The 25,270-nt window shown below is 53.5% G+C and carries 24 protein-coding genes and 1 other RNA gene; 1 reads left to right on the top strand and 24 read right to left on the bottom strand.

The window, feature by feature from the left end; all coding sequences use genetic code 11:
• Window positions 1-23 precede the first annotated feature (23 nt).
• On the bottom strand, window positions 24-530 hold the full coding sequence (locus tag IAE55_RS05710) for a YpuI family protein (RefSeq protein WP_145158119.1): 507 nt from the start codon (window positions 528-530) through the stop codon (window positions 24-26).
• Window positions 531-780: 250 nt separating this feature from the next.
• Between IAE55_RS05710 and IAE55_RS05705 the strand changes: the two genes are divergently transcribed.
• The gene (locus IAE55_RS05705) at window positions 781-2,670 is read left to right on the top strand and encodes a S8 family peptidase (RefSeq protein ID WP_200631357.1); all 1,890 of its coding nucleotides are present in this window, start codon (window positions 781-783) and stop codon (window positions 2,668-2,670) included.
• Window positions 2,671-3,183: 513 nt separating this feature from the next.
• Here IAE55_RS05705 and rnpB read toward each other — a convergent pair.
• The 23 genes from rnpB to rpsU form a co-directional block, all read right to left on the bottom strand.
• Window positions 3,184-3,594: RNase P RNA component class A (gene rnpB / locus IAE55_RS05700), an RNA gene on the bottom strand.
• Between the two features lie 82 nt (window positions 3,595-3,676).
• Window positions 3,677-4,792 carry a Nif3-like dinuclear metal center hexameric protein gene (locus tag IAE55_RS05695; RefSeq protein ID WP_145158110.1) on the bottom strand — a complete coding sequence of 372 codons (1,116 nt, stop codon included), beginning with the start codon at window positions 4,790-4,792 and terminating at the stop codon, window positions 3,677-3,679.
• Window positions 4,768-5,544: a tRNA (adenine(22)-N(1))-methyltransferase gene (locus IAE55_RS05690; RefSeq protein WP_145158107.1), complete on the bottom strand. Its 777-nt coding sequence runs from the start codon at window positions 5,542-5,544 to the stop codon at window positions 4,768-4,770. The genes IAE55_RS05695 and IAE55_RS05690 overlap by 25 nt, the downstream gene beginning before the upstream one ends.
• Window positions 5,545-5,905: 361 nt before the next feature.
• Complete coding sequence (rpoD, locus tag IAE55_RS05685; protein ID WP_076169815.1) at window positions 5,906-7,039, bottom strand: RNA polymerase sigma factor RpoD; 1,134 nt, start codon at window positions 7,037-7,039, stop codon at window positions 5,906-5,908.
• Window positions 7,040-7,079: 40 nt separating this feature from the next.
• Window positions 7,080-8,900: a DNA primase gene (dnaG, locus tag IAE55_RS05680; RefSeq protein ID WP_145158104.1), complete on the bottom strand. Its 1,821-nt coding sequence runs from the start codon at window positions 8,898-8,900 to the stop codon at window positions 7,080-7,082.
• Between the two features lie 48 nt (window positions 8,901-8,948).
• Window positions 8,949-9,407: a YaiI/YqxD family protein gene (locus tag IAE55_RS05675; RefSeq protein ID WP_105444507.1), complete on the bottom strand. Its 459-nt coding sequence runs from the start codon at window positions 9,405-9,407 to the stop codon at window positions 8,949-8,951.
• Window positions 9,408-9,671: 264 nt separating this feature from the next.
• Window positions 9,672-11,747 (bottom strand): glycine--tRNA ligase subunit beta, encoded by a 2,076-nt coding sequence (glyS, locus tag IAE55_RS05670; RefSeq protein ID WP_145158101.1) that lies wholly within the window; start codon window positions 11,745-11,747, stop codon window positions 9,672-9,674.
• The gene (gene glyQ / locus IAE55_RS05665; protein ID WP_076169812.1) at window positions 11,740-12,627 is read right to left on the bottom strand and encodes a glycine--tRNA ligase subunit alpha; all 888 of its coding nucleotides are present in this window, start codon (window positions 12,625-12,627) and stop codon (window positions 11,740-11,742) included. Before glyQ ends, glyS begins: the two co-directional genes overlap by 8 nt.
• Window positions 12,628-13,001: 374 nt before the next feature.
• Complete coding sequence (gene recO, locus IAE55_RS05660) at window positions 13,002-13,763, bottom strand: DNA repair protein RecO (protein WP_116229508.1); 762 nt, start codon at window positions 13,761-13,763, stop codon at window positions 13,002-13,004.
• A gap of 36 nt (window positions 13,764-13,799) precedes the next feature.
• On the bottom strand, window positions 13,800-13,955 hold the full coding sequence (locus IAE55_RS05655; RefSeq protein ID WP_105444506.1) for a YqzL family protein: 156 nt from the start codon (window positions 13,953-13,955) through the stop codon (window positions 13,800-13,802).
• Window positions 13,956-14,080: 125 nt separating this feature from the next.
• Window positions 14,081-14,980, bottom strand: coding sequence for a GTPase Era (gene era, locus IAE55_RS05650; RefSeq protein WP_116229507.1), 900 nt, complete (start codon window positions 14,978-14,980; stop codon window positions 14,081-14,083).
• Between the two features lie 147 nt (window positions 14,981-15,127).
• The gene (locus tag IAE55_RS05645; RefSeq protein WP_432206605.1) at window positions 15,128-15,571 is read right to left on the bottom strand and encodes a cytidine deaminase; all 444 of its coding nucleotides are present in this window, start codon (window positions 15,569-15,571) and stop codon (window positions 15,128-15,130) included.
• A complete protein-coding gene (locus IAE55_RS05640) occupies window positions 15,567-15,941 on the bottom strand; it encodes a diacylglycerol kinase family protein (protein ID WP_076169807.1) in 375 nt (124 codons plus the stop codon). The genes IAE55_RS05645 and IAE55_RS05640 overlap by 5 nt, the downstream gene beginning before the upstream one ends.
• Window positions 15,941-16,438 carry an rRNA maturation RNase YbeY gene (gene ybeY / locus IAE55_RS05635; RefSeq protein ID WP_105444504.1) on the bottom strand — a complete coding sequence of 166 codons (498 nt, stop codon included), beginning with the start codon at window positions 16,436-16,438 and terminating at the stop codon, window positions 15,941-15,943. The genes IAE55_RS05640 and ybeY overlap by 1 nt, the downstream gene beginning before the upstream one ends.
• Before the next feature lie 3 nt (window positions 16,439-16,441).
• A complete protein-coding gene (locus tag IAE55_RS05630; protein WP_116229503.1) occupies window positions 16,442-18,697 on the bottom strand; it encodes an HD family phosphohydrolase in 2,256 nt (751 codons plus the stop codon).
• A 14-nt stretch (window positions 18,698-18,711) separates the two neighbouring features.
• Window positions 18,712-19,629, bottom strand: coding sequence for a PhoH family protein (locus IAE55_RS05625; protein ID WP_438822514.1), 918 nt, complete (start codon window positions 19,627-19,629; stop codon window positions 18,712-18,714).
• A gap of 60 nt (window positions 19,630-19,689) precedes the next feature.
• The gene (gene yqfD, locus IAE55_RS05620) at window positions 19,690-20,886 is read right to left on the bottom strand and encodes a sporulation protein YqfD (protein ID WP_200631355.1); all 1,197 of its coding nucleotides are present in this window, start codon (window positions 20,884-20,886) and stop codon (window positions 19,690-19,692) included.
• Window positions 20,883-21,176 carry a sporulation protein YqfC gene (yqfC, locus tag IAE55_RS05615; RefSeq protein WP_076169802.1) on the bottom strand — a complete coding sequence of 98 codons (294 nt, stop codon included), beginning with the start codon at window positions 21,174-21,176 and terminating at the stop codon, window positions 20,883-20,885. Before yqfC ends, yqfD begins: the two co-directional genes overlap by 4 nt.
• 239 nt (window positions 21,177-21,415) lie before the next feature.
• Window positions 21,416-22,036: a hypothetical protein gene (locus IAE55_RS05610; protein ID WP_145158092.1), complete on the bottom strand. Its 621-nt coding sequence runs from the start codon at window positions 22,034-22,036 to the stop codon at window positions 21,416-21,418.
• 13 nt (window positions 22,037-22,049) lie between these two features.
• Window positions 22,050-23,057 (bottom strand): flotillin-like protein FloA, encoded by a 1,008-nt coding sequence (gene floA / locus IAE55_RS05605; protein ID WP_076169800.1) that lies wholly within the window; start codon window positions 23,055-23,057, stop codon window positions 22,050-22,052.
• A gap of 96 nt (window positions 23,058-23,153) precedes the next feature.
• Complete coding sequence (locus IAE55_RS05600) at window positions 23,154-24,461, bottom strand: NfeD family protein (protein WP_442793324.1); 1,308 nt, start codon at window positions 24,459-24,461, stop codon at window positions 23,154-23,156.
• 169 nt (window positions 24,462-24,630) lie between these two features.
• Window positions 24,631-25,074, bottom strand: a complete 444-nt coding sequence (locus IAE55_RS05595; protein ID WP_076169799.1) for a GatB/YqeY domain-containing protein — start codon at window positions 25,072-25,074, stop codon at window positions 24,631-24,633.
• A gap of 16 nt (window positions 25,075-25,090) precedes the next feature.
• Complete coding sequence (rpsU, locus tag IAE55_RS05590) at window positions 25,091-25,264, bottom strand: 30S ribosomal protein S21 (protein ID WP_005547957.1); 174 nt, start codon at window positions 25,262-25,264, stop codon at window positions 25,091-25,093.
• Window positions 25,265-25,270: the final 6 nt, after the last annotated feature.

The following is a 25,270-nucleotide window of genomic DNA, read 5'->3' as shown; positions in this document are numbered from 1 at the left end:
TCTTTGGTGTAATCGTATAAGGTTTAAGCGTGCGAACGCTGGTTGTGCATCCGGCGCTCCGTTAAATAATCGCTTTCGTAATAAGTCAGATCGTCCCGAAGCTCTTCATATATTTTGGTGATATCGAGAATGATGTCTCTTACCGGCCGAACCGGTTTTACTCGGAAACGGATAGCATCCTGTCCCGTGTATGCATAACGCCCATCTTCGGAATAGCTTTCGCTTTTCGGATAAAAGAAGTTGTTAACGCAATGATGATACACATTATAGAGAGCTTTTTCAGCAAAATCATTGTCAAAATTGGCACGGCGCAACGCAATTCCCAGTTTCTCGGCTGATACTTCGGAGAAAACCAGAAGATGCCGCAGGTCAGACAAAAATCCTTTGTAAAATTGCAGCGTTTCCTCATTATTGTCTGGCGCAAGCTGCGGAATCGAATTCTCATTGAGGAATTGTTCCAGTTTCTCGATCGCGGATTTCAGCTTCTCTTTCGTGGTCTCACACAATTTTTGAACATTACCTGCTGACATAGCTAATTAGCTCCCCCTTAATTTGTTCCTTTCGGTCCTGGAGAGGATCCGAAATTTTCATCACCATCGTTTGAAGCAAGGATCAATTTTCATGTACTATCCTAACATAAAACAAACTGGAACGGTATCCCTTTCTGGTCACGATTTGGACGAATTGAGCAGGTTTTTGCCTGAGTCGGCCTCCGGGGTATAAAATAGCTTCCCATTTCTCACGCTAAAGGTACTTATCATTCTCAAGGAGGTACTTTTTATGTCGAAAGGAAAATGGGTGGGCATCGGAACGGCAACCGTTTGCGGCGCGCTCGCGTTATTTTTGCTGCTCCCGCGCTCGGACAGCCGGCAGCAGGCAGCTGAATCCCCTCCGGTCCCGGCTCCGCATCAGGAGCATCGTTTAAAGAACAGCATGATGGCGCAGGATATCGCTTCAACCGACCATTTGACCCGGCTGGATGCGAGACAGCATCTGACGGCGATGCTGAACAATCTGGGCAGCGCAAAGCCAAAGCAGATTACCGATTATGTACGGAATTTGCAGAAAACCCATGACCATTTTTCCATGCTGGTGTGGCAGGATCCTAAGCTGGATCAACCGCTTAAATTTGCCAAAAAGGAAGACTCCTGGACCTCCCAGGACCGGAAAAGGCTGGATCATTATTTAAGTATAGCCAAGCAGCAGGTGAAGAATCACGAGACGTACCAGTCCCCTTCCTTCAAGATGGCGGGCAAGCAGTACTTCGTCATCGCAGAACCGTCCGCCAAAAGCAATCAGAGCGTCATCGCCTTAATGAATCAAAAAATACTGCTCGACGTGGAAAATCATCAGAAGAAAAACCTGCGGCTGATCCCTTACCCGAGAGAGGGCAAATTTAAGGTCGAATCAGTTCACGCCGACACGCTGCGCGATTTGACGGTCAAGACGGGGCATGATAACGAAAACGCAAGCCACTTCTACGAGAACGAAATCGTCGTCCGCTTCCGCCAGGATCCGTCTCCGGACGAAATGAACCGGATCAAAGGTGACGTCAAAGCGGAATCCGCCCGAAAACTCGGATATGCTTACGTCTTCCGTTCCAGTACGATGGATTACAGCCAGTTGAAGGTATATTTCTTAAACCACTGGAATCCGCATTATGTAGAACCGCATTATTTATATTTAACCAACGATACCGTTCCGGAAACAGGCAGCCTTCCGAACGTGCCGAATGACCTGCTGTTTGCGAAGTACCAGTGGAACCTCCCGGCGATCGAAACGAACCAAGGCTGGGATTTATCCAAGGGAAGCAACGATGTCATTGTCGGTATCGTTGACACCGGTGCAGACATTAACCATCCGGATCTTCAAGGCCAGCTGCTGTCCGGCTACAACGTCGTGGATCCCGGCAGCGACCCGCTGGACGATGTAGGTCACGGCACGCATGTGGCCGGCATCATCGGGGCCGTTGTCAACAATAATGAAGGCGTGGCCGGCATCAGCTGGTATAACAAAATATTACCAGTGAAGGCGCTTGATAAATCGGGTTCAGGTACAACCTATTCGGTGTCGGAAGGCATCATCTGGGCGGCGGATCATGGAGCCAAAGTCATTAATTTGAGCTTGGGCAACTACGCCGATTCCCAGTTCCTGCACGATGCTGTAAGATACGCCTACGACAAGGACGTCGTGCTCGTATCCGCGGCAGGGAACGACAACACCGAGCGGCCAGGCTTCCCTGCGGCCTATCCCGAAGTACTCGCCGTTGCTGCGACCGATGCGAACATGAAGAAAGCCTCCTATTCCAATTACGGGGATTATATCGACGTAGCCGCGCCTGGGACGAGCATTGCCAGCACCTATCCGGGTAACCAGTACGCCGCCCTGTCCGGAACGTCGATGGCCAGTCCGCATGTCGCCGCCATGGCCGCGCTGATCCGCTCGCGGAATCCGGACTTGACCAATAAACAAGTGATGGACATTATGTGCCAAAGCACCATTGATCTTGGGCCGAAAGGACATGACAAATATTACGGCAACGGTCAAATTGATATCTATAGAGCGCTGCAGGCAGCAGGTGGCGGCAATTCTCCGCTTCAGCTGTGGCCGCAGCATGTACAGAATCAGATGAATTCAATCATGGGCAGTGAGAGCGTGAAAACCAAATAAGTTGCACCAAAGATAAGGCAAACCGCTCCTTTCAGGAGTGGTTTGCCTTTTTAGAGCACGAGTTACCGTGTACGTTTGGCTCTCGACTTGCGGGCTGCGCGTTTCGAACCTCTGTAAGCGGAAACGGTACCTACAAAGTTTTCGTCGCGAACGACATAGTTATAGCAGTGTTTAGGAACGGGGACACAGTGATGTCTTTTTACAATTTCAATCGTGTGGACAATCGGAACGACCTGCGGATAGTAATAATCTTGATAAACCACAGTCGGATCGGTATAAACCGGATCTGCAGGAGGACAATTAAAGCAGTGGCTCATTCGATAAGCATCTCCCTTCATAAATTTAATATAGTCTATTATGGAGATCCCAATCGGGATTGTACGTTTGTCCTTAGCTGAAAGGTATCCGTCTAAAACAGGCTTGGCCCGGTGATCGGAATGCAAAAAGGCGGTATCCCGTAAAATTACGGGATACCGCCTTGATTACGTCATCCTAATAAGAACTGTTGGCAGTTAGGAAAGTTTTACGTAAGCCGGGTTCTGTGCTCGTCGTGGTGCATTCGGGAACTACCCTCCCACGGATAAGCGACAATCATCTATCTAGGCCAACCATTACTGATTGGCTCCAGCGACCAACCCGAACGCGCCTCGGGCAAAGGCTGCTTCTCGAGGAAGCTGCGTTCCATTAGGTCTTGCTCCAGGTGGGGTTTACCAGGAACGAAGTCACCAACGCTCCTCGGGGTCTCTTACACCTCGGTTCCATCCTTGCCTGTGCCGCTGCAAGCAGCAGCCATCGGCGGTCCATTTCTGTGGCACTATCCTTCAACTCGCGCTGACTGGACGTTATCCAGCACCCTGCCCTACGGAGCCCGGACTTTCCTCTCGCGGCGCCTTACGCGCCGCCAGCGATTGTCTGTCAAACTTTCCGGACAACAAAAAATATTATACTAGGAATTGCCGTCGGACACAATGGCAAATGCCTATTAATTTAACGAAAATTACCGTTTTTACATAAAGCGGAACGGCTCGGTGTTGATTTGGGACGCGGCGACTTTCGTATCATAGCGGCCGTCCGACAGCTTGGCCTGCAGCCATTCAGCTGTTTTGGCCTTCATGATTTTCTCGGCATTGTGCCCCGGATCGATCAGGGCAATCCCGGCCATCAGCGCATCCTGAGCGGTGTGATAATCAATGTCTCCGGTCACGAGCACGTCAGCCCCGCGGAATATCGCGGAATTCACGTAGCGGCTGCCAGATCCGCCAAGAACGGCGGCCTTGCCGATCTTGCGGTTCAGGTCGCCAACGACCCGGACATGCGGCACATCCAGCATTTCCTTGACCACGTCGACGAATTCGGCCAGCGTCACCGGTTCCCGAAGCTTCCCTACCCGGCCAAGCCCGTAACTGCGCCCTTTCAAGTCAACCGGATACAGATCGTAAGCCACCTCTTCATACGGATGCGACTTGATCATCGCCTGAACGATCTTGTTTCGGATCCCTTGGGGGACGATGGTCTCGATCCGAACCTCTTCCACCTGCTCCAGCTTCCCTGGCTTGCCGATATAAGGTTCCGTTCCTTCCTGCGGCAAAAAGGTGCCCGTGCCCTGCACGTTAAAGCTGCAGTGGCTGTAATTACCGATAGCACCCGCTCCTGCGTCCAGCATGGCTGTCCGGACCTTCTCTGCATGGGCGGCCGGAACAAACACGACGAGCTTGTACAGCTTCTCGGCATGCACCTCATCCAGCGGTACGCCGTCCGCAATGCCAAGCGCTTCAGCCATCCAGTCGTTCATGCCTCCCTCGGCAATATCGAGATTGGTGTGGCTGATATAGACGGCGATGTCATGCTTGATCAGCTTCTCATACAGTTTTCCCATCGGGGTGTCGGTCTGAAGCTGTTTGAGCGGACGGAAAATGATGGCGTGATGCGCTACGATCAAATCCGCGCCCATCGCAATGGCTTCCTCGACCACCTCGTCATTGACGTCCAGCGCCACCAGCACGCTCCGGATCTCCTTCTGCAGGCTGCCCAGCTGCAGCCCGATCCGGTCATCCGGCACCGCCAAGTGCTTGGGGGCGAGCTGCTCCATATATTGAATTACCGTTTGTCCTTTTGCAAACATGCAAGCACCTCCCTGATTTGTTTCATTTCTTCAGTCAGCTCTCTGGCCTTGGCTGCGGCAGAAGGCAGCTTGGAGGACGATACGGACTTCAGAATGCCTTCCATCTTTACCAGTTCGCCCTGCCATTTGGCCACAAACACTTCATTTGGCTGCTCCAGCAGCCAAGGACCCATGCGGATCAACAGCTCACTCGAAAGGATTATGTCGCCGCCCGCTTCCCCGGCCTTCCATGAGCGCTCCCGGTACAACTCCTCATTCGACCGTACAGGTGATGAATGCTCCGGTACAGCTGTCAAAATCTCATATATTTTGCCGTCTTCCTCGATAATCATCTCGGACACCAGCACCCAGGCATGATCGAGCAGCCACCGGCGCAGCAAATCTTCGCCGACGTTCGGCTGCAGGATGAGCCGCTTCACCCCGGACAGTTTGTCCTGCCCCTCGTTCAAAATGCTCGCGATCAGGCTTCCGCCCATGCCGGCGATCGTAATCACATCCACTTCCCCCGGCGAAATGACCGCCAGACCGTCTCCGAGCCGGACCGAAATGTCCTCGCCCCGTCCAGCTTCGGCTACCTGCTTGGCCGCCGCTTGAAGCGGGCCTTGATTGACCTCACCCGCCACGGCCTTTATAGCTCTACCCGCCTCAACGGCTGCTACCGGAAGAAGCGCGTGGTCCGAGCCAATATCCGCGAGGCGGCTTCCATCGGGAATCTGCTCCATAATAAGCTGTAATCTTCTTGATAATTTCATATGTCCACCGTCACCATCAGTTATTTTTTCCCTTCCTTTACCCTACCAAACGGCAGGTCCTTTCTGCAAATCGGCAGCAGCAGAAGCGGAAGCGGCCCCCTGCAACACACACTTCCAATCTTTGGATAAATGTCCAGATCATTTGCATTGGTCCGTTAAAAGCGCTAAAATAAAAACAAATTAAGGAAATAATTCTAAAAGAAAACAGAACTTACAAGCAGGCTGTCCGGCCGAAGCCTCAGAAATACACAGCCTGCTCGCTGCGATATAAGGAAGCCCAACCTCCAAAGCTTGTATACAACCTTATATCTAAAAAAAGGACCTTGCTGGCGGCAAGCCCAGAAGGTCCAAGTTGGTTTCGCTATTCGAGAAAATCCTTAAGCCGTTTACTGCGGCTTGGATGCCGAAGCTTCCGGAGCGCTTTGGCTTCGATTTGGCGAATCCGTTCACGGGTAACGCCAAACACTTTGCCCACTTCCTCAAGCGTCCGGGTCCGGCCGTCATCCAGACCGAAACGAAGCCGGAGCACATTCTCCTCGCGTTCAGTCAGCGTATCGAGCACGTCTTCCAGCTGTTCCTTCAGCAGCTCGTAAGCCGCCGCATCCGCAGGAGCAAGCGCCTCCTGATCCTCGATAAAATCTCCCAGGTGGGAATCATCCTCTTCCCCGATCGGCGTCTCAAGCGACACCGGCTCTTGGGCAATCTTCATGATTTCCCGGACCTTCTCCACACTGAGTTCCATCTCGGCCGCAATTTCCTCCGGCGTTGGTTCGCGCCCCAATTCCTGCAGCAGCTGACGGGATACCCGGATTAGCTTGTTGATCGTTTCCACCATATGAACCGGAATCCGGATCGTTCTCGCTTGGTCAGCGATCGCGCGCGTAATGGCCTGGCGAATCCACCAAGTGGCATACGTACTGAATTTGAACCCTTTATTATGGTCAAATTTCTCAACGGCCTTGATCAGGCCCATATTGCCTTCCTGAATCAAATCAAGGAAGAGCATGCCGCGGCCGACGTAGCGTTTGGCGATACTGACAACGAGACGCAGGTTCGCTTCGGCCAGCCGGCGCTTCGCTTCCTCGTCCCCGTTCATAATCCGCTTAGCCAGTTCCACCTCATCGTCAGCGGACAAGAGAGGCACCCGGCCGATTTCCTTGAGATACATCCGTACGGGATCGTTGATCTTAATGCCCGGCGGCAAAGACAGGTCATCGTCAAAATTAAAGTCGTCGTTGTCGCTTCCTTCATGGTCGTCGCCTTGACGCAAATTGCTGACTTCCTCGTCATTCTCATTGACCACTTCAATACCCAAATCGCCCAGATGCTCATAGAACTCATCCATCTGTTCAGGGTCTTGGTCGAACGGCGATAGTTTTTCCATAATATCTTTGTAATTCAGTGACGATCTCTTTTTACCCTGCTCAATCAGCTGATCCTTGACCTGATCGAGCGTAAATTCTGTCTCTAGTTCAGTATGCTGATCATTCGCCATATTTCGACTCCCTCCTCCCTAGAAACCATCGAAGCAACGATTACTGTCTCTCTAGGGCTATAATCTCACTTGCAATTTGTGCAGCACGCAAAAAGTCTCCGGACCGTTCGGCAGATATCATTTCTTCTTTCTTCTGCTCTATTTTCCGTTGTTGCGGGACCTTTTGTACCTCCCGAATGCAATCATCCAGCTCTTGCACGCTCCACTCCCGCGGCATATCCATCATGGAGATGGAGCTGACGGTTTTCTCGAGGCGATCGTCGTGGAGCGACGACATAAACCGGCTGATATCCGGTGATTTGCCCTGTGCATAATAGGCATATAGATAAGCAGCAATCGCTGCATGATCATCAATGTTAAACGCGTCCCCAAGCCGTTCTTCCACGTAGCGGGCGGCCTCGGCATCCTGCAGCATCATGGCTAAAAGGCGACGTTCTCCGGTATGATAAGCCGGCAGTAATGTCGGGGCGGGAACATGCCCTTTTTTATGCCTACCATTATTCCACCTTTTGTCGTTATTATCCCCATCCGGCATGTTTTTTTGCATCGACTGGCGGATCTCGTTGCAATCCTGCTTCAAGCTGTCAAAGGAAAGCTGCAATTCTGAAGATAATTCCCTTAAATATACCTCCCGTTCGGTGGAAGAAGGCAGCACCGCGATGATGGGCAGGACTTCCTTCATGTAGGCGATTTTTCCATCTTCTTCTAGGAGTATATGGTTTTTTTTCAGATATATAAGCTTAAATTTTGTGGTTGAAACGGCGCCCTCGATAATCTGCCGCATGAACCGTTCCGCCCCGTATTTACGGATGAATTCGTCAGGATCCAGCCCATCGCTGAGCACCGCGATCCTGATGTTCAGCCCCACGGTTTCAAGCAGCGGAATCACCTTCATTGCCGCAGCTTGTCCGGCCCGGTCTCCGTCGTAGCACACCAGCACTTCGTCCGCCATCGTCTTCATCAGAGAGGCGTGATTCTCCGTTAAGGACGTGCCCATCGTGGCTACGCCGTTCTGAACCCCTGCTTCCCATGCCGAGATCACGTCCCCGTATCCTTCAAAAAGAACGATCTGCCGCGATTTGCGAATGGACGGTCTGGCCTGATGCAGGTTGTACAGCGTCCGGCTTTTGTTAAAGAGTTTGCTCTCAGGCGAATTCAAATACTTCGGCTGCCCTTCGCCAAGAATCCTGCCGGCGAAAGCGATCACCTTGCCGCTGCGGTCATGGATCGGAAACATGATCCGGTCCCGGAAACGGTCCAAGTAATCCCCGCCGTCACTGCGCTTGGTCAGCAATCCGCCCTTCTCCGCCTCTTCGAGATCAAAGGAGCGCCTGGACAGAAACTGGACCAGCGTATTCCACGTATCCGGAGCGTACCCGATCTGGAACAAATCGATCATCTTGTCGGTGAAGCCCCGCTGCCGCAAATAATCCATGGCTGCCTTGCCATGCTCCGTATTTTTCAGTAAATAGTGATAAAGCTTCGCTGTCCATTCGTAGGCCTGAAGCAGGCGGTCTCTTTCGGGATTCGGCTGATGCGCCGGTCCCCCCAGCCCTTCCGGTACCGCGATGTGGCTCTCTTCCGCCATGACTTTAACGGCTTCGGGAAAAGATAATCCTTCGATTTCCATCCTGAATTTGATGGCATTTCCACCCTTGCCGCATCCGTAACAGTAAAAGATTTGCCGCTCAGGCGTGACCGTGAAAGACGGTGTTTTCTCCGAATGAAACGGGCAGAGGCCTTTCATGTATTTCCCCTGCTTGGTCAGATGAACGTACCTGCTTACCGTATCGACGATATCATGCTGCTCCAGCACCGCGTCGATGACCTTCTCCGGAATGCTTCCATGTCCGGCACTCATCATAACCACCTTCATCTCTTTTTGCACGTAAAATATAATTCGCTATCGTTATACGTTCTCCTGCAAATCCTGCAAAAGTTTTGTCAGTTTCTGTTGAAAAATTCTTTTATCCTCCGCCGTGATCGGTTTCGGACCTTTGGAATGCTTGCCGTTCCTACGCGCTTTGGCCTGATGGTGCCTGCGGTCGAGCATAAACTCGATGTCCTCGTTATGAAACTGCATGCCCCTAAAGGAGAGCACATAGCAATGTTTCGACAAGGCCAAGGCGGCCAGTCCGTAGTCCTGGGTAATCACAACGTCCCCCCGGCGGATATGATTGGCGATGTATAGGTCGGCGCTCTGATCGCTCCGGTCCACCTGAACGGTCCGCACACCCTCCCCGGCCTGGATCAAGTGATCGAACGAAGAGACCATCAGCACGGGAACGCCCAAAGCCTTAGCCACTGCGGCAATCTCCTGTTTCACCGGACAGGCATCGCCGTCCACAACGATTTGTCTGTCATCCATAGCCGATTCGAGCCCACCTGTCATTCTTGGTATTCCGTACTATTATATACGAGCCTGTCCTATAAAAATCCTTCCGGGACGGACATTACAACTTCTGACAGTGCTGCAGGAAACTTTTGTGTACATAGAATGAACTAAAGAAAAATAAAACAGGAAGCTGAATGAAAAACTTCAGTTCAATCTATATACATGAAAAAGATACGAAAACGGGACCGATTTGTTTCGTCCCGCTTCCGTATTCTTTTACCCGAAACCTTTACAGGTTTACCATACCAGCTTGTTAAAATCGGCAAACTGCTTCAAATCGCGGTCGATCGATGCCAATAGACCCAGACGGTTAGCCCGGACCCGCTCATCCTCGGCCATGACCATGACGGAATCGAAAAACTTCGTAACAGCTTCCTTAATGTCGGCAAGAAGGGCAAGGGCTTTGGCGCCTTCCCGCTCCGACAGCGCTGCATGGTAATCGGTGGTGATGGACTGCCATGCGCGGAACAGATTGGACTCGGCCTCTTCCACGAAGAGCGGCTCCTGAACTTCTGTCTTTTCCGCTTTGGCTGCCAGATTGCTGACGCGGTTAAAGGATTCCACGGTCGTCTTGAAGTCGTCTCCGCTGTTAACCGCCTGCATCAGCGCTTCCCCGCGGGATACAACGGAGATGACATCGTCGAATCCGGCGGAAATGACCGCGTCCACCACGTCGTAGCGGAGCGTCTCGGACAGCAGTTTTTTCACGCGGAGGCCGAAGAATTCGACCAGATCCTTGCGGATGTCATCCGGCTGGCGGTCCAAGCTGCGAAGCTCTGCATGCACGCCGAGCGCGATGTCGAACAGCTGGGACAGCGTGAGCGGCATCTGCTTAGCCAGCAAAATCTGCACGATGCCCTGGGACTGGCGTCTCAGCGCATAAGGGTCCTGGGAGCCGGTCGGGATGATGCCGATTGAGAAGCAGCCGACGATCGTGTCGATTTTGTCTGCAATGCTGACGATGGAACCCACCAGGCTGGACGGAACGTCGTCCGATGCCGAACGCGGCTGGTAATGCTCGAATACCGCCTTGGCCACGTCTTCCCGTTCGCCGGCTTTGCGGGCATAGTCTTCGCCCATGACCCCTTGCAGTTCAGGGAATTCATACACCATTTGCGTAACGAGGTCGAACTTGCAGATGTCCGCAGCGCGGCTTACCGATTCGCTGTCCGTGCCAGAAATTTGCAGCGCTTCTCCGATCTGGTCGGCGATACGGCGGATCCGGCGGACCTTATCGCCAACCGTGCCGATTTCCTCGTGGAAGACGATGCTTTCCAGCTTGGAGAGCGCGTCCTTGATCTCCAGCTTCTGGTCTTCCTCATAGAAGAACTTGGCGTCCGACAGGCGGGCGCGAAGCACCTTTTCGTTCCCTTTGGCGATCACGTCAAGCGACCGCTTGTCGCCGTTGCGCACCGTTACAAAGAACGGCAGCAGCTGTCCCTGGCTATCCAGAACAGGGAAGTACCGCTGATGCTCCCGCATCGACGTGATCAGCACTTCCTGTGGAATGTTCAGGAAGGACGGATCGAATGTTCCGAAGAGCACCGTCGGCGTTTCCACCAGGAACAGCACTTCCTCCAGCAGATCGTCCTTGACCGCAATGGTCCAGTTCTTCTCCGCAGCGAGCGACTCGATCTGCTCCAGGATCATGCCTTCGCGTTCCTTCACGTCTACGATGACGTGCTGGCCGCGCAATACTTCCTGGTAAGCGCCGGCTTCCGGCACGACGGCTTCCGTTCCGAGGAAACGGTGGCCGCGGGTCACGTTGCCCGACTTCACGCCGGTCACTTCCAAATCAATGACGTCCGTGCCGAACAGGGCTGTAATCCAACGGATCGGACGGATAAATTTATATTCGTAGCTGCCCCAGCGCATATGCTTAGGGAATGTCATCGAAGAGAGGATGCCGAGCAGTGCCTCAGACAGCAGCGCAGAAGTCTCAACACCGTTGCTGCTCTTCGTGACGTAAATGTATTCCACGCCGTTCAGCTCTTTGAACGTAAACTGCTCGGGATCTACGCCTTGTCCGCGGGCGAAGCCAAGCGCGGCTTTGCTCCAGTTGCCGTTCTCGTCGAGGGCGATTTTGCGGGACGGGCCCTTCACTTCCTCCTGCACGTCCTCCTGCTTCTCTGCAACCGATTTAACAAGCACGGCCAAGCGGCGGGGGGTTGCGTAGGAGTGAACTTCGCCATGGGCGATCCGGGACTGCTCCAGCCATTTCACCATGCGTTCTTCCAATTGCTCCATCGCTGCGCGTAAAAACCGTGCCGGCACTTCCTCCAGGCCGATTTCAAACAACAGATCCTTAGACATTCAGATCGCCTCCTTTCTTCAGCAGCGGGAAGCCGAGCTTCTCGCGCTCCTCCATGTAGGTCGCCGCCACCTGGCGGGCCAGATTGCGCACCCGCGTAATATAGCCGGTACGCTCCGTAACGCTGATGGCTCCCCTTGCGTCGAGAAGGTTGAACGTGTGCGAGCATTTCAGGACGTAGTCATATGCCGGAAATACGAGATTCCGCTCCATCGCCTTGCCTGCTTCCTGCTCGTACATGTTGAACAGCGTAAACAGCATTTTCACGTCGGACACTTCAAAGGTATACGTGGAATGCTCCACTTCCGCTTGATGGAACACATCACCGTAAGAAATGCCGTCAACCCACTCCAGGTCAAATACGTTTTCCTTCTCCTGAATGTAGGAAGCCAGGCGCTCCATGCCGTAGGTAATTTCCACGGCGACCGGGTTCGTTTCAATACCGCCCACCTGCTGGAAGTATGTGAACTGGGTGATTTCCATACCGTCCAGCCATACTTCCCAGCCGAGACCCGCGCATCCAAGCGAAGGGTTCTCCCAGTTGTCCTCGACAAAGCGGATATCGTGGTCGAGCGCATCCACTCCGAGCGCCTTCAGGCTGTCGAGATACAGCTCCTGAATGTTGTCCGGGCTCGGCTTAATGATCACCTGGAACTGGTGATGCTGATAGAGCCGGTTCGGGTTCTCCCCGTAACGGCCGTCCGATGGCCGGCGGGAAGGTTCAACATAGGCTACCTTCCAGGGTTCCGGTCCGAGAGAACGCAAAAACGTCATCGGGTTCATCGTGCCGGCCCCTTTTTCCGTGTCATAGGGATTCACGATAATGCAATTCTGATTGGCCCAGAACTGCTGCAGCGTCAGAATCATCTGCTGAAAGTTCATATACGACTCTCCTTCATTTGAAAATTGGGGGGAATGGACGGATACCCGTCAACAATGATCACATTTCTGTACAACAAAAAGCTCCCGCCCTATGCCTGTTGTACAGACATAGGGACGAGAGCTGATCCCGCGGTTCCACCCTACTTGGCTGCCCCTCGCTTTAGCCAGGAACAACCCACTTTTCCGATTTCATTTCACACTCCCGAAGTGCCGGTTCATGGATTCCTTCCGCCAGGCTTGCACCCTCCCCGGCTCGCTAACAGGAATGGAAGATCCATTACTTCTTCGATCATTGCGTGTCAGACAATTTAATTAGAAACTTAATATATATTACAGGAAATGATTCCGATAGTCAAGATCTCCTGCAACAGATCCTACAGCCCGTACTTCTCCATCTGATCGAGGAAACCCCGCGACTTCAAATTCAGCCCCAGCTGCATATCCATAAATGCCCGCATGACCGCCTTCAGCTCCGCTTTGGTCTCTTCCTTCACATCGACGTGGCCAAGCCGCCGCAAATCGAGCTGGGCAAACAGCCGCAGTAGCTTCATCGTCCGGGGCGAAATCCCCATGGCCTGAGAATCCAGGTGCTTGCACGCCCGGCACAGTACGCCTCCGAGCCGCGGACTCACCCAATACCGTTCCTCCTGTGGTGAAATATCCCTTCCACAAGAAATGCAGGATGACAGTTCGGGACCGTATCCTGCAGTCTGCAATATTTTCATCTCATACAAGTTGATAATGACGGCGGGGTCTTTGCCATCTTCCAGCGCGTCTAGACACGCCTTAAGCTGCTGGAACCAGAAGCTCCCCGTCTCCTCGTCCTGAAGCACGCGGTCAAGCAGCTCGCAGGCGTAGGAGGCATAAGCGGCAAGAACGATGTCCTCGCGCAGCACGTGATGGGATTGCATAATTTCCCCCGCATTCAGCGTGCCGAGTCCCGTGCCGTTTCTGAAAAATACGTATTCCGCTGTCGTAAACAGCTGTGTCAGTGCAGCATGGCGGCTTTTCACCTTTTTGGCGCCACGGACAAGTACGCCTACTTTACCCGCGTTTTCGGTGCAAATCGTAATGATTTTGTTCCCTTCGCCGTAGTCCATGCTGCGGATGACGATCCCTTCCACCCTGTATAGCATGCTTCTTCCCCCAGCCATTCCCGGAGCAGCCAAAGATCATTCGTTCTCTTCATAGGTATCCGTCTCATCCAGCAGCTGCGTCGCAGCCGCCGTCTCCGCTTCATCCGCCGTCATGCCGGCGGACTGTTTATAGAGCAAGTAAGCATCCACATCTCCAGTCATCGCAAAATACTTCCACGAAAAATCTCGCATTCGTATTCATCCTTTCTTCGGAAATGGCGTCTGCATCTTCAAAAAATAGGATGTTACGAAAGCCGTGAAACTATGTGTTGCAATTCCTGCCAAGCCGGGATTCCCCCGCCGGCATTGGATGCTCACTAGTCGCGGTTAAAGCCCAGATCACGAAGAATCCGCTCTTGGTTGCGCCAGTCTTTTTTCACTTTTACCCACAGCTCGAGGAAAATTTTCGAGCCAAGCAGGTTTTGGATATCCTGCCGCGCCTGCTTGCCGACTTCCTTCAGCAGCGAGCCCTGCTTGCCGATAATGATGCCCTTCTGCGAATCCCGTTCCACGAAAATTACCGCCGAAATATACACGACGCCGTTGTCCTGCACGCGCATATCTTCGATCGTGACCGCGATGGAATGCGGAACTTCTTCGCGGGTCATATGCAAAATTTTCTCGCGGATCAGCTCCGCGCAGACGAACTGCTCGGGATGGTCCGTGACCTGATCTTCCGGATAGTACTGCGGCCCTTCGGGCAAATACTTCTCCACCTGCTCGAGCAGGGTGTTCACGTTGTTGCCATGCATGGCCGAAATCGGCACGATCTCGGCGAATTCGTGCAGTTTGCGGTATTCCTCGATGATCGGAAGCAGCGCCGGAGGCTCGATTTTGTCAATCTTGTTGAGCACGAGAATGACCGGCGTCTTCACCTTCTTCAGCTGTTCGATGATATAGCGGTCCCCGCCCCCGAATCCTTCGGACGTATCGGCCAGGAACAGTACGGCCTCCACCTCCTGCAGTGTATTCAGCGCGGTATTGTTCATGAAGTCGCCAAGCTTGGATTGGCGCTTGTGAATACCCGGCGTATCGAGAAACACGATTTGGGAGTGATCCGTCGTATATACGCCGTGAATTTTGTTGCGCGTCGTTTGCGGCTTATCCGACATGATGGCGATTTTCTGGCCGATGACTTGATTCATCAGCGTCGATTTCCCCACGTTCGGTCTGCCTATAATGGCCACAAAGCCTGATTTGAATGACGGTTTCGCCATGTAAGTCATTACCCTCCTATAATGCTTCCTTAAGCAGGAAGACCATCAGGGCCCGCATTCTTCGTACCGCGGCTAAACATGATGCTCACCGCCGCCGAAGATGGGGCCCCAGGTTTTATATGTGTGTATTCCAATGGATCGTGCAGCTTATTCGTTGTCACTGTGTTTCAAGTCGGAAGGTCCAAACGCACCCGGCAGCAGATCCCGCACTGTGGTTTCCTGGATGTCCCCCTTCAGATTGCCCATGATGACTTTCATGTCGGGAGCACACAGCTCCACCAGGACCTGACGGCACACGCCGCACGGCGAGATCGGACCTTCGGTATCTCCAACAACGGCAATCGCCTGGAAGCTTCCGGGCTGATGACCGTCTGCTACCGCACGGAACAGGGCGGTTCGTTCCGCACAGTTGGTCGGCCCGTACGCCGCGTTCTCCACGTTGCAGCCGTGATGGATATGGCCCTCGGCGTCCAGCAGGGCCGCTCCTACGCCGAAGTGGGAATAAGGGGTGTAGGCCTTGGTCCGCGCCTTGATCGCTTCTTGCATTAATTGAGCTGTGTCCATAGTATGATTCCTCCTGTAACTTCTAATGTTGACTTCCCAGCCATGCTGCGACAGGCTGATAGAACACAATAATGGCGACGACGACGGCAAAGATGGCCGTCAGCAGCACTGCGCCGGCTGCGGTATCTTTTGCCGCCTTCGCCATAGGATGCGGCTCCGGAGAAACCATATCCACGACGACCTCGACGGCGGTGTTCAGCAGCTCGGCGGCCATCACCATCGTGATCGCGACGAGCAGGAACAGCCACCTCTGCCACGTCAGCTGCAGCAGGGCGGCAGCGGCAATGACCACAACCGCCGCTACGGCATGAAATCGCATGTTCCGCTGGGTTTTCAATGCATATCCGATTCCTTCCGCGGCATAACTGAATGAAGCAAGGAAGGAGCGCTTGGCCATTACCGGGTCAACCCCACCTGGGCTAGGACAGCCTCCTGTTTGCCCATCATCTCCGCTTCGCTTTCCGCATCCTGATGGTCGTACCCGAGCAAGTGCAGAAATCCGTGAACGAACAGGAAGCCGATTTCACGCTCCATGGAGTGCCCGTATTCTTCGCTCTGCGCCTTGGCCCGGTCGAGGGAGATAATGATGTCGCCGAGCACCTCCGGCATATCGTGCAGCTCCTCGTCCTCTTCCAGCTCATACACGATGTCCAGTTCTTCGTCCAGGCTCTCGTTCATTGCGAAGGACAAGACGTCCGTCGGACGGTCGATGCTGCGGTACTCGAGATTCAGCTCATGAATCTGCTTATCGTCGACGAATGTGAGCGCCACTTCGCCGTCCTCCACGCCTTCCGCTTCCCCCGCCTTCTGCAGGATGACTTCCAGCGTGGCAATCAGCTCATCGCTGACCGGATGCTCATTTTGTTCATTGTTCCAAGCCAGATGCAGACCCATCTTTCAACCGCTCCTTCTATTCTCTTCATCCATCTTCGTTTTCTTGATTTCTTCCGGATACTCGATCCGGGAGTGGAAAATCCCCATGACACTTTCTTTCAGCGTCTTTGCGATAATATCCAATTCCTTCATCGTCAGATCGCACTCGTTAAACTGGTGATCGTCTAGCCGGCTCTTTATGATTTTCTCGATCACCGATTCCACCTGAGTGACGGTCGGATTACGGAGGGACCGCACGGCAGCTTCGACGCTGTCCGCGATGCCGATGACGGCCGACTCTTTGGATTGAGCCTTCGGACCGGGGTAACGGAAATCCTCTTCCGTGAAATCCGGCTCTTTGCCCTGCTCCTCCGCCAGACGAAGCGCCTTGTGGTAGAAGAAATGCAGGAAGGTGGTGCCATGGTGCTGCTCGGCGATATCGCGAATCGGCTTCGGCAGCTTATAATCCTTGAGCATTTCGACCCCGTCCCTCGCATGCGCAATAATGATCGACTTGCTTAGCTTCGGATCGATCGAGTCGTGGGGGTTCTCCATATTGTTCTGGTTTTCTATAAAATAGCTTGGCCGTTTTGTCTTCCCAATATCATGGTAATACGATCCGACCCGGCACAGCAGCCCGTTGGCGCCGATCGCTTCGGCCGCCGCCTCCGACAAATTGCCAACCATGACGCTGTGGTGGTACGTTCCCGGCGTTTCGGTAAGCAGCTTGCGCAGCAGCGGGTGATTCGGATTAGACAGCTCCACCAGCTTCAGGGCCGACAGAATGCCGAACGTGACCTCAAAAAACGGCATCAGGCCGATGACCAGAATCGCGGTCAGCAGTCCGCCTGCAAAGGCAAACCCCAGCGCGTACAACGTCGACATTTGCTGCCAGTCATCGTTGTCGATCAGGTTAATCAAAAATACAGTCAACGAGCCGAACAAGCAAACCATGATCCCGCCCTTCAGCAGGGTCGACCGCTGGCTTGCCTTATGGATCGTAAAAATCGCCACGTAGGATACGATCAGTGAGAACAAGCCGAACTTAAAATCAAACATTTGTCCCTGATGCACATTCAGGATGACGCTGGACAGAATACTGAAGACCATGGCGCAGAAAAACGCGAGCGACATGTCCAGCAGCAGCGTGACCAGCATCGAGCCGATGGCAACCGGCGCCAAATAGCCAAGATAGGGGCGCTCGCTGCTCTGCAAAATACCGGCGACATGCATGGAAACGATCGTAATAATAAAAATAAGAACAAGCATCAGCAGCTGGGAATTGTTATACCCAAACTTGCCCCCGTTAAGCTGGCGGATGAACATCATGAGTCCTAAGGCCAGCAGAAGAGACAAAAGCAGCAGCCCAAACTGCGGCCAATAGTTGACGTCATTTTTGAGCAGGCCGTTATCATCCAGCAGGTTGTACAGCTCTTCCGTAATCAGCTCGCCTTTGGCGACAAGCACGCCGCCCTGCTTGATGTATACCGTAGGGGTATTTTCCCGGGCCTGAACTTTGGCTTCCTTCGTCGCCTCTTCGTCATAGAACTTGTTGGCCGTAATCGCGATCTTCGACAGCTCCTGCACTACCTCGCGCGCGGTGCGCTGGCTCAGAGAGCTCGTGCTGACCAGCTCGGCCACCTTGGCCCTTGCGGTCTGGGCGTCTACGATCTGGTCGTTGGTCAGCCGCGATACGATTTCACGCGCCACCGGCTTCATCTCGGTAATATCGGCAGAGGTCAGACGCGGAATTTTGATGAAGGTCTCTTCCGGAATTTTATAGACCTGCTGGCTGGTCACCCTCAGCATTTCGTTCAGCAGCGCTTCGGAATAGGTGCCCGAACTCCGCGTATTATTGACGTAGTTCTGCACAAAATCCTGGGCGCGCTGCGGAATCTCCTGACGGTAGATCGCCACCTTGTCCTCTCGGGAAACCTGGTCGTCCTGGTTGAGCTTGTCGATCCGGTCAAGCAGCGAGGCGATCAGGCTATCGTTCCGGATCGGAACGATGGTATAAATCGGCTGCACGCGTTCGGCAGCTTCCTCCTGCGCCTTCAGGGTCGCTTTGTTGTTCGGAATCTGCATCGGCGCCGTAATTTCCTTCTCGCTGTGCGTGCCGACCTGAATGTTGTATTTTTCCGGAAGCAGATCCGGCGCCAGGCTCACGTAGAACAGAATGGCCAGACATAAAAAGAGAACATAGCGGGTTGCCGCGCTATGTTTCCATCCGATATTTTTAGTTGAGAAAGATTTGCCTGATGACGCTTCTTTCGAAGTCATAAAGATAATCCCCTCTAATCTTGGTTTTCTGCAGCTTTGTCGTAAGCAACAATGATTTTCTGCACTAGGGAGTGACGCACGACATCCTGCTCGGCGAACTGCACAAACCCGATCTCATCAATGCTGCTCAAGATCGACTTGGCTTCAACCAGCCCGGACTTCTTGCCTCTCGGCAGGTCAATCTGGGTTACATCGCCCGTGATGACCATCTTCGAGCCGAACCCAAGACGGGTAAGAAACATTTTCATTTGTTCAGGTGTCGTGTTCTGGGCCTCGTCCAATATGATAAAAGAATCATCCAGCGTCCGTCCCCGCATATAGGCGAGCGGAGCGATCTCAATCAATCCCCGTTCCAGCGACTTTGCAGTCTGTTCAGGTCCCATAACGTCATAGAGCGCATCGTACAGCGGACGCAAATACGGGTCTACCTTCTCCTGAAGGTCACCCGGCAGAAAGCCCAGGCTTTCCCCCGCTTCGACAGCCGGACGCGTCAGCACGATCCGCTTGACGGAGCCCTCCTTCAAGGCCGCAACCGCCAAAACAACCGCTAGATAGGTCTTGCCTGTTCCCGCAGGCCCGATGCCGAATACAATGTCACGCTTGCGGATGGTGGTGACGTAGTGCTTCTGGCCGATCGTCTTGACCCGGATCGGTTTGCCCCGGAACGTGGTCGTGATTTCACCCTTGAACAGGTCGAGCAGCTGATCCGCCCGGAAGTCCTTCGCCAAGTCGATCGCATAGGATACGTCGCGTTCGGTCAGAATGTAACCGTTGCGGACAAGCTGGAGAAGCACCTCAAACAGCTCGGTCAGCACCTGCACGTCGCGGTCGCTGCCGCGGACGGTAATTTCCGCCTCCCTTGACACGATCTGGGCGGGAATCTCCGCTTCGATCATCTTCAGAAAGGTGTCTTGCGGTCCGAAAATGGACATCCCTTCGCTTGCACTTTGAAGTAAGATTTGTGCGCTGTGATTTTTTTCTGACAAATAGCCTCATTCTCCTTGGTTGTGAACTATGGGAAGCTCTTCGGCAATCTTCTCTTCCACCTCGAAAAGCACTTTCATATAAACTTTACCATTCTCTTTCTTCTCATGCAAAATTTTTTGGCTGATGATCTGCGAATCCGTCCCATATTTCGCCAAAATATCCCGCACGGCTCCGTCCAATCCCTGTTTTTTGGCCTCTTCGACGGTCAGCGATTCTTTGATTTCCTGTACTTCCATGACTTTTTCCGTCATCCATCCGACGGGCAGCTTGAAGGAGCGCCAGGTCAGAGGATCATGCTCCGTTAGCGTTTCGGAAGCCTGGTACGGATCTTTTCCGTAGCCCCACAGCTGCACCGCACGGTCACCGATCACAAAATAAGACTTGGTCTTTCTTTCCCCGGTATACACTTTATGCTTCTGGACCAGCGGAACCGCAAGGCGGTATTCGTGCCAAACCAGCCCTTTGACCTCCCCTTTGGCCACGACAACCTGGGTGTTTCCGCCGTCAACGCCAAGAATGCCCGATATGAGCACCTGTCCTTTTTTCACACGGGAGTTCTTCTCGACGAGTGGCCGCCCCTGCTCCGCATAGATGCTCGTGACCACCGCATCCGTCCGGCTGACCAGATGGCGCGGGTCGGTCAGCGGCTCCTTCGGCGGTTCGGCCGCCTCCACGATCTGGATCGTGATGGTGGTACCTTTGCGCTCGACCCCGATCCAGGACGTGCCCGGAAGCCGGATGCTCAGCTCACGCGACAGCTTGTCCGGTGAATCTAAGCGAAAAATCCACTGGAACGGGCGGACCCCCTCCTTCTTCGCCGCTTCGAGCACGTCTTCGGTCGCGATCTTTTCGTTGCCGGTTACCCTGACGTTCCACACCATCGACGACAGCAGGAAGAGCAGAACGAAAAACAGCACGATGCCCACCATAAAAAACTTGCGCTTATACAGCTTGACCAGCGTAAAGGGCAAACCGATCCGGCCCTGTACATGCACCCGGCAGCCTGTCCGTTTTAACAAGGGACGAAGAGCATGAAAATCCCTCAGAAGCACCTTCATCTCTGCCAAATTTCCATTTTTGGGCTCGATGTCCCATACCGGTACACCGTTCTCCGCCAATGCATTGATGAAATACTCCACATGCTCCCCCCGGACAGCAATCCGCACGCAGCCGCGAACCCGGGTTAACGTAGGGATTTTCATGGACTCTCCTCCGTTCCTGTATATTTAATGTTCGTTACCGATCCTTCGATCATCACTTCTTCCGGCAGAATCGACCGGATCATAAGCCCGGAGCCTTCGATCTCGAGCAGTCCCTGGGACAGGGAAAGGACCATTTTATCGGGTGAAAAATGCCGGACGCCCCGATGATTTTCGATATAGAGTTCTTTGTTTCCCACCATAGTGATGCGCGGCAGATCGAACAAAACGTCCTGCGGAACATCCAGCATTTCGTTCGTCCACTTCCGCAGCCTGCGGCTGATCCCGGCCATACGAAGGTCTTCCCCCTTCCTGTACTCTACACCTTATGCTCGTAAAGCCCGGTTTATGAAGCTTTTCAGGGAAGTTCAAGCCATAAGATCACACGCCTTGCGCAGCACGAAAAAAAACGCCTCTCGGCGTAAGGTCACAGCGGACAAGCTGTGCGATCCAAAATGAAAAGCCTCTTCCGCTGCCCGAAAAGATATCATGATCTTCCCGGGCCGAAAGAGGCCTCCCTTCTAGATTATCGTTATTTTCGCGGATTCAACGGGCGCTTGGAGCGGGGCGGGCCCATAATTTCAGCCCAGATGATCCCTTGTCTGGCCTGCTCGGCCAAAGGGGATACCGGGACAGCTGCCTCACGGTCAGACGTTCTGTCAGCCGCCATATCCATTTGCGTCGATATTTTGTCCAGAGAAGCGTTCACCCTGTTGATCTCCTGCTGCATTGTACGGGTTCGATCCGCCAGCGTAGCCTGTACCGGGGACGGCTTCTCCTCCTCCCACATGGAGGATACCCCTTCGCCGGTATCATAGTCCGGAGCCGGACGGTAGTCTTGGGAATATACTGGCGGTTCAGAGGCTGACGAATCATACGATCCGAACGGGGAGCTCCTTCTGCCATCAGGTTCCTGCGGCCGTGGCCGGGAGCCGTATGCCGGATCTGGACGGCCCTCATCGTATTCCTCATCCTCGTCCTCGTCGTAATCGTCCGCTTCGTCCCGTCGTTGATACGGACGGCCTTCTCCCCCGAACGTGGGCATGCCCCGGGGCTGCTGCCTCTGCTTCGATTTATTTCCTCTTTTGCTAAGCGCAGAGATGACCGCAAATCCAATGATCAGGATCCAGTAAAAGTGTTCAATGATCCACATGGATGCTCATTCCCTACTTGTTATTTTTCGGACTGCCGCCGCCATCTCCGCTGTCCCCCATTTTGCCCAGCGAACCGCGCATTTGGGTATCGGCTTCAATGTTCTTCAGGTTCATGTAATCCATGACGCCAATCTTTCCTGAGCGAAGGGCTTCTGCCATGGCGAGCGGCACTTCGGATTCGGATTCCACAACCCGCGCTCTCATCTCGACGACGCGAGCCTTCATTTCCTGTTCTTGAGCTACCGCCATCGCACGGCGTTCCTCGGCTTTCGCCTGGGCGATCCGCTTATCGGCTTCGGCCTGCTCGGTCTGCAGGTAAGCCCCGATGTTCTTGCCTACATCCACGTCGGCGATATCGATCGACAGAATTTCAAAAGCGGTTCCCGCATCCAGCCCCTTGGCCAATACGGTCCGGGAAATGGAGTCCGGGTTCTCCAGCACGTCCTTGTGCATGTCACTGGAGCCGACGGTCGTTACGATCCCTTCGCCTACGCGGGCAATAATCGTTTCTTCACCCGCACCGCCGACTAGACGGTCGATATTGGCACGGACCGTAACCCGGGCCTTAACCTTCACTTCAATCCCGTTCTTCGCAACGGCGGCTACGACCGGAGTCTCAATGACTCTCGGGTTGACGCTCATCTGAACGGCCTGCAGTACGTCGCGGCCAGCCAGGTCGATGGCGGCGGCACGCGTAAATTCGAGCGGAATGTTGGCGCGCTGGGCCGCAATGAGGGCGTTAACTACCCGGTCCACGTTACCACCGGCCAAATAGTGACTTTCCAGCTGATTGATGTTAAGACCCAGCCCCGCCTTCGTCGCCTTGATGAGCGGATTGACGATCCGGCTCGGCGTAACGCGCCGCAGTCTCATGGCCACCAGCGTAATAATTCCGATCCGGACGCCGGACGCCAAGGCCGAGATCCAGAGCATGACCGGGAAAAAGCTGAAAAATACGCTGAGCACAATAATGATGACAACCGCAATCAGTAATACCGTGATAAGAGAAGTTCCATCCATACTGCCTATCAACCTCCAGGTAATCAATTGGTTTCATGTGACATTCTTTCCAGGTTCTTTACAACATGTTACACGAATCTCGCCAAAAAGCCAGCATTATTCCGGCTTTACGACAATTCTCGCACCTTCGACGCGAACGACCTTGACCGGTGTGCCCGCCGCGACAAACTCACCGTCCGTTACGACGTCGATCCGCTCGCCTTCCACGTCCACGGTACCGGCCGGACGGAGCGGAGTCACGCTAACGCCTGATTTTCCAAGCAAATCCTCCTTCGCATCGGTCGGAACGAAGCCCTTCTCCTTGGTCAGCGATTCTTTCAGGATGAAGCGGTTCCAGATGCCCTTCTCCTTAAATATGATCGCGACGATCACCACGACCACGACGGCTGCCGCAAATGCGATCCCGAGCGAGAACAAGGCGTGCGTCGTATCGTAAGCTGCCCGGACAACGCCCGCAATCAGGCTGACAGCACCCAGAATACCGAGGATGCCGAAGCTCGGGACAAACATTTCTAGAATCATAAGAATGAGCCCGATAATAAAGAGCAGCCACGTCTCGGATCCTGCGAAGCCCGCCACATAGTTACCGAAGAAATACAGTACAAAGGCCACTACGCCTATGATCCCCGGAACGCCAAAGCCAGGTATCATCAGCTCGATCACGACACCGGCTATCCCCAGGAACAGCAAAATGATCATCACGGTTGGATGTGTCAGAAAGGCTGCCACCTTCTCCGCACCGGTATGCTCGACCCGGAAAACGTCATCCGTCGAGTACCCCATCCATTGAATCGCTTCCTCAGGCGTCGATGCGATATGATCGGCATATCCGACCTTCAAAGCCTGTTCGCTCGACAAGGCGATAATATCGCCTTTCTCTTTCTTCTCTCCGATCGCCGGCATGTCGACGACCATGTTGATATCCGCCATACCCTCGGCGATTTTGCTGTCCCGTCCGCTGGATTCAGCCGCTGCGCTCATTTTCGACTTCCAGTACGCGACCAGCTTGGCATCATCCACGCGTTTTCCCGTACGGTCCACCATGGCGGCGGCGCCGATCATGCTGCCTGGCTTCATGGCGATTTTATCGGCATTCAGCGCGATATAGCTGCCGGCCGAAGCCGCATTGCCTTGAATGTAAGCAAGCGTAGGGATCTTGCTGTCACGGATCATCTGCCCGATTTTGTCGGCGGTATCGACAAGCCCGCCCGGCGTGTTGATCTCGAGCACAACGAGCCCGGCGTTCATCTTGGCCGCTTCTTTAAAACCGCGGCGCATGAACTTCTCAAGCCCAGTCTCAATTTCCTGGTCCACCGGTATGATATAGACCGGGCCGCTCTTCTCACCGGTTTCGGCGGATACCTGCCCGGGAAGCCAGCTGCCGGCAACCAAGAATATGAGCATCAGCATCATTACGAGAGACTTAAGTCCCTTTTTGGCCAAACTCACCTTACCCCTCCTTTCCACATTCCCGTTATAATGTCCATCATATGGTAGTTATTACGCATCATAGAAGGGAATCGTTTCAGAAAATGAAAAAACACCCCTGAAATCAGGGGTGTTTCACTTATGTTTATTGCAGAAATTGTTGAACCACTTGGTTCACAAGTTTGCCGTCTGAGCGTCCCTTTACCTTCGGCATGAGCGCGCTCATCACTTTCCCCATGTCGGCTTTCGAAGAAGCACCGGTTTCCTGGATGGTCTGCTGTACAATAACTTTAATTTCTTCTTCGGAAAGCTGTGCGGGAAGATACTGACCGATAATCTCGATTTCTGCTTTGGCATGTTCCGCAAGGTCCTCGCGGTCTGCTTTTTGAAATTCTTGGAGGGCATCTTTGCGCTGTTTGATTTCACGACTGAGGATATCAAGCACTTCGTTGTCATCCAAAGTTCTTTTCAAATCTATTTCAAGATTCTTGATCGTCGAACGAACCATTCGAATCGTGGAGAGTTTGAACTTGTCTTTACTCTTCATCGCCTGCTTCATATCTTCGTTCAATCGTTCGCTAAGATTCATGCTAGTTCAAATCCTCCTAAAACTTTCTCTTACGAGCAGCCTCGGACTTTTTCTTGCGCTTTACGCTTGGCTTTTCATAATGCTTACGTTTCTTTACCTCAGCCAATACGCCATCCTTAGCGATGGAGCGCTTAAAGCGGCGAAGTGCAGCATCAATAGTCTCGTTTTTGCGAACTTTAGTTTCAGACACCAGTTT

This window comes from Paenibacillus sp. S28, assembly GCF_016624415.1.
Taxonomy (GTDB): Bacteria; Bacillota; Bacilli; order Paenibacillales; family Paenibacillaceae; genus Paenibacillus_AQ; species Paenibacillus_AQ favisporus.
This window is presented reverse-complemented; position numbering and strand designations above follow the sequence as displayed.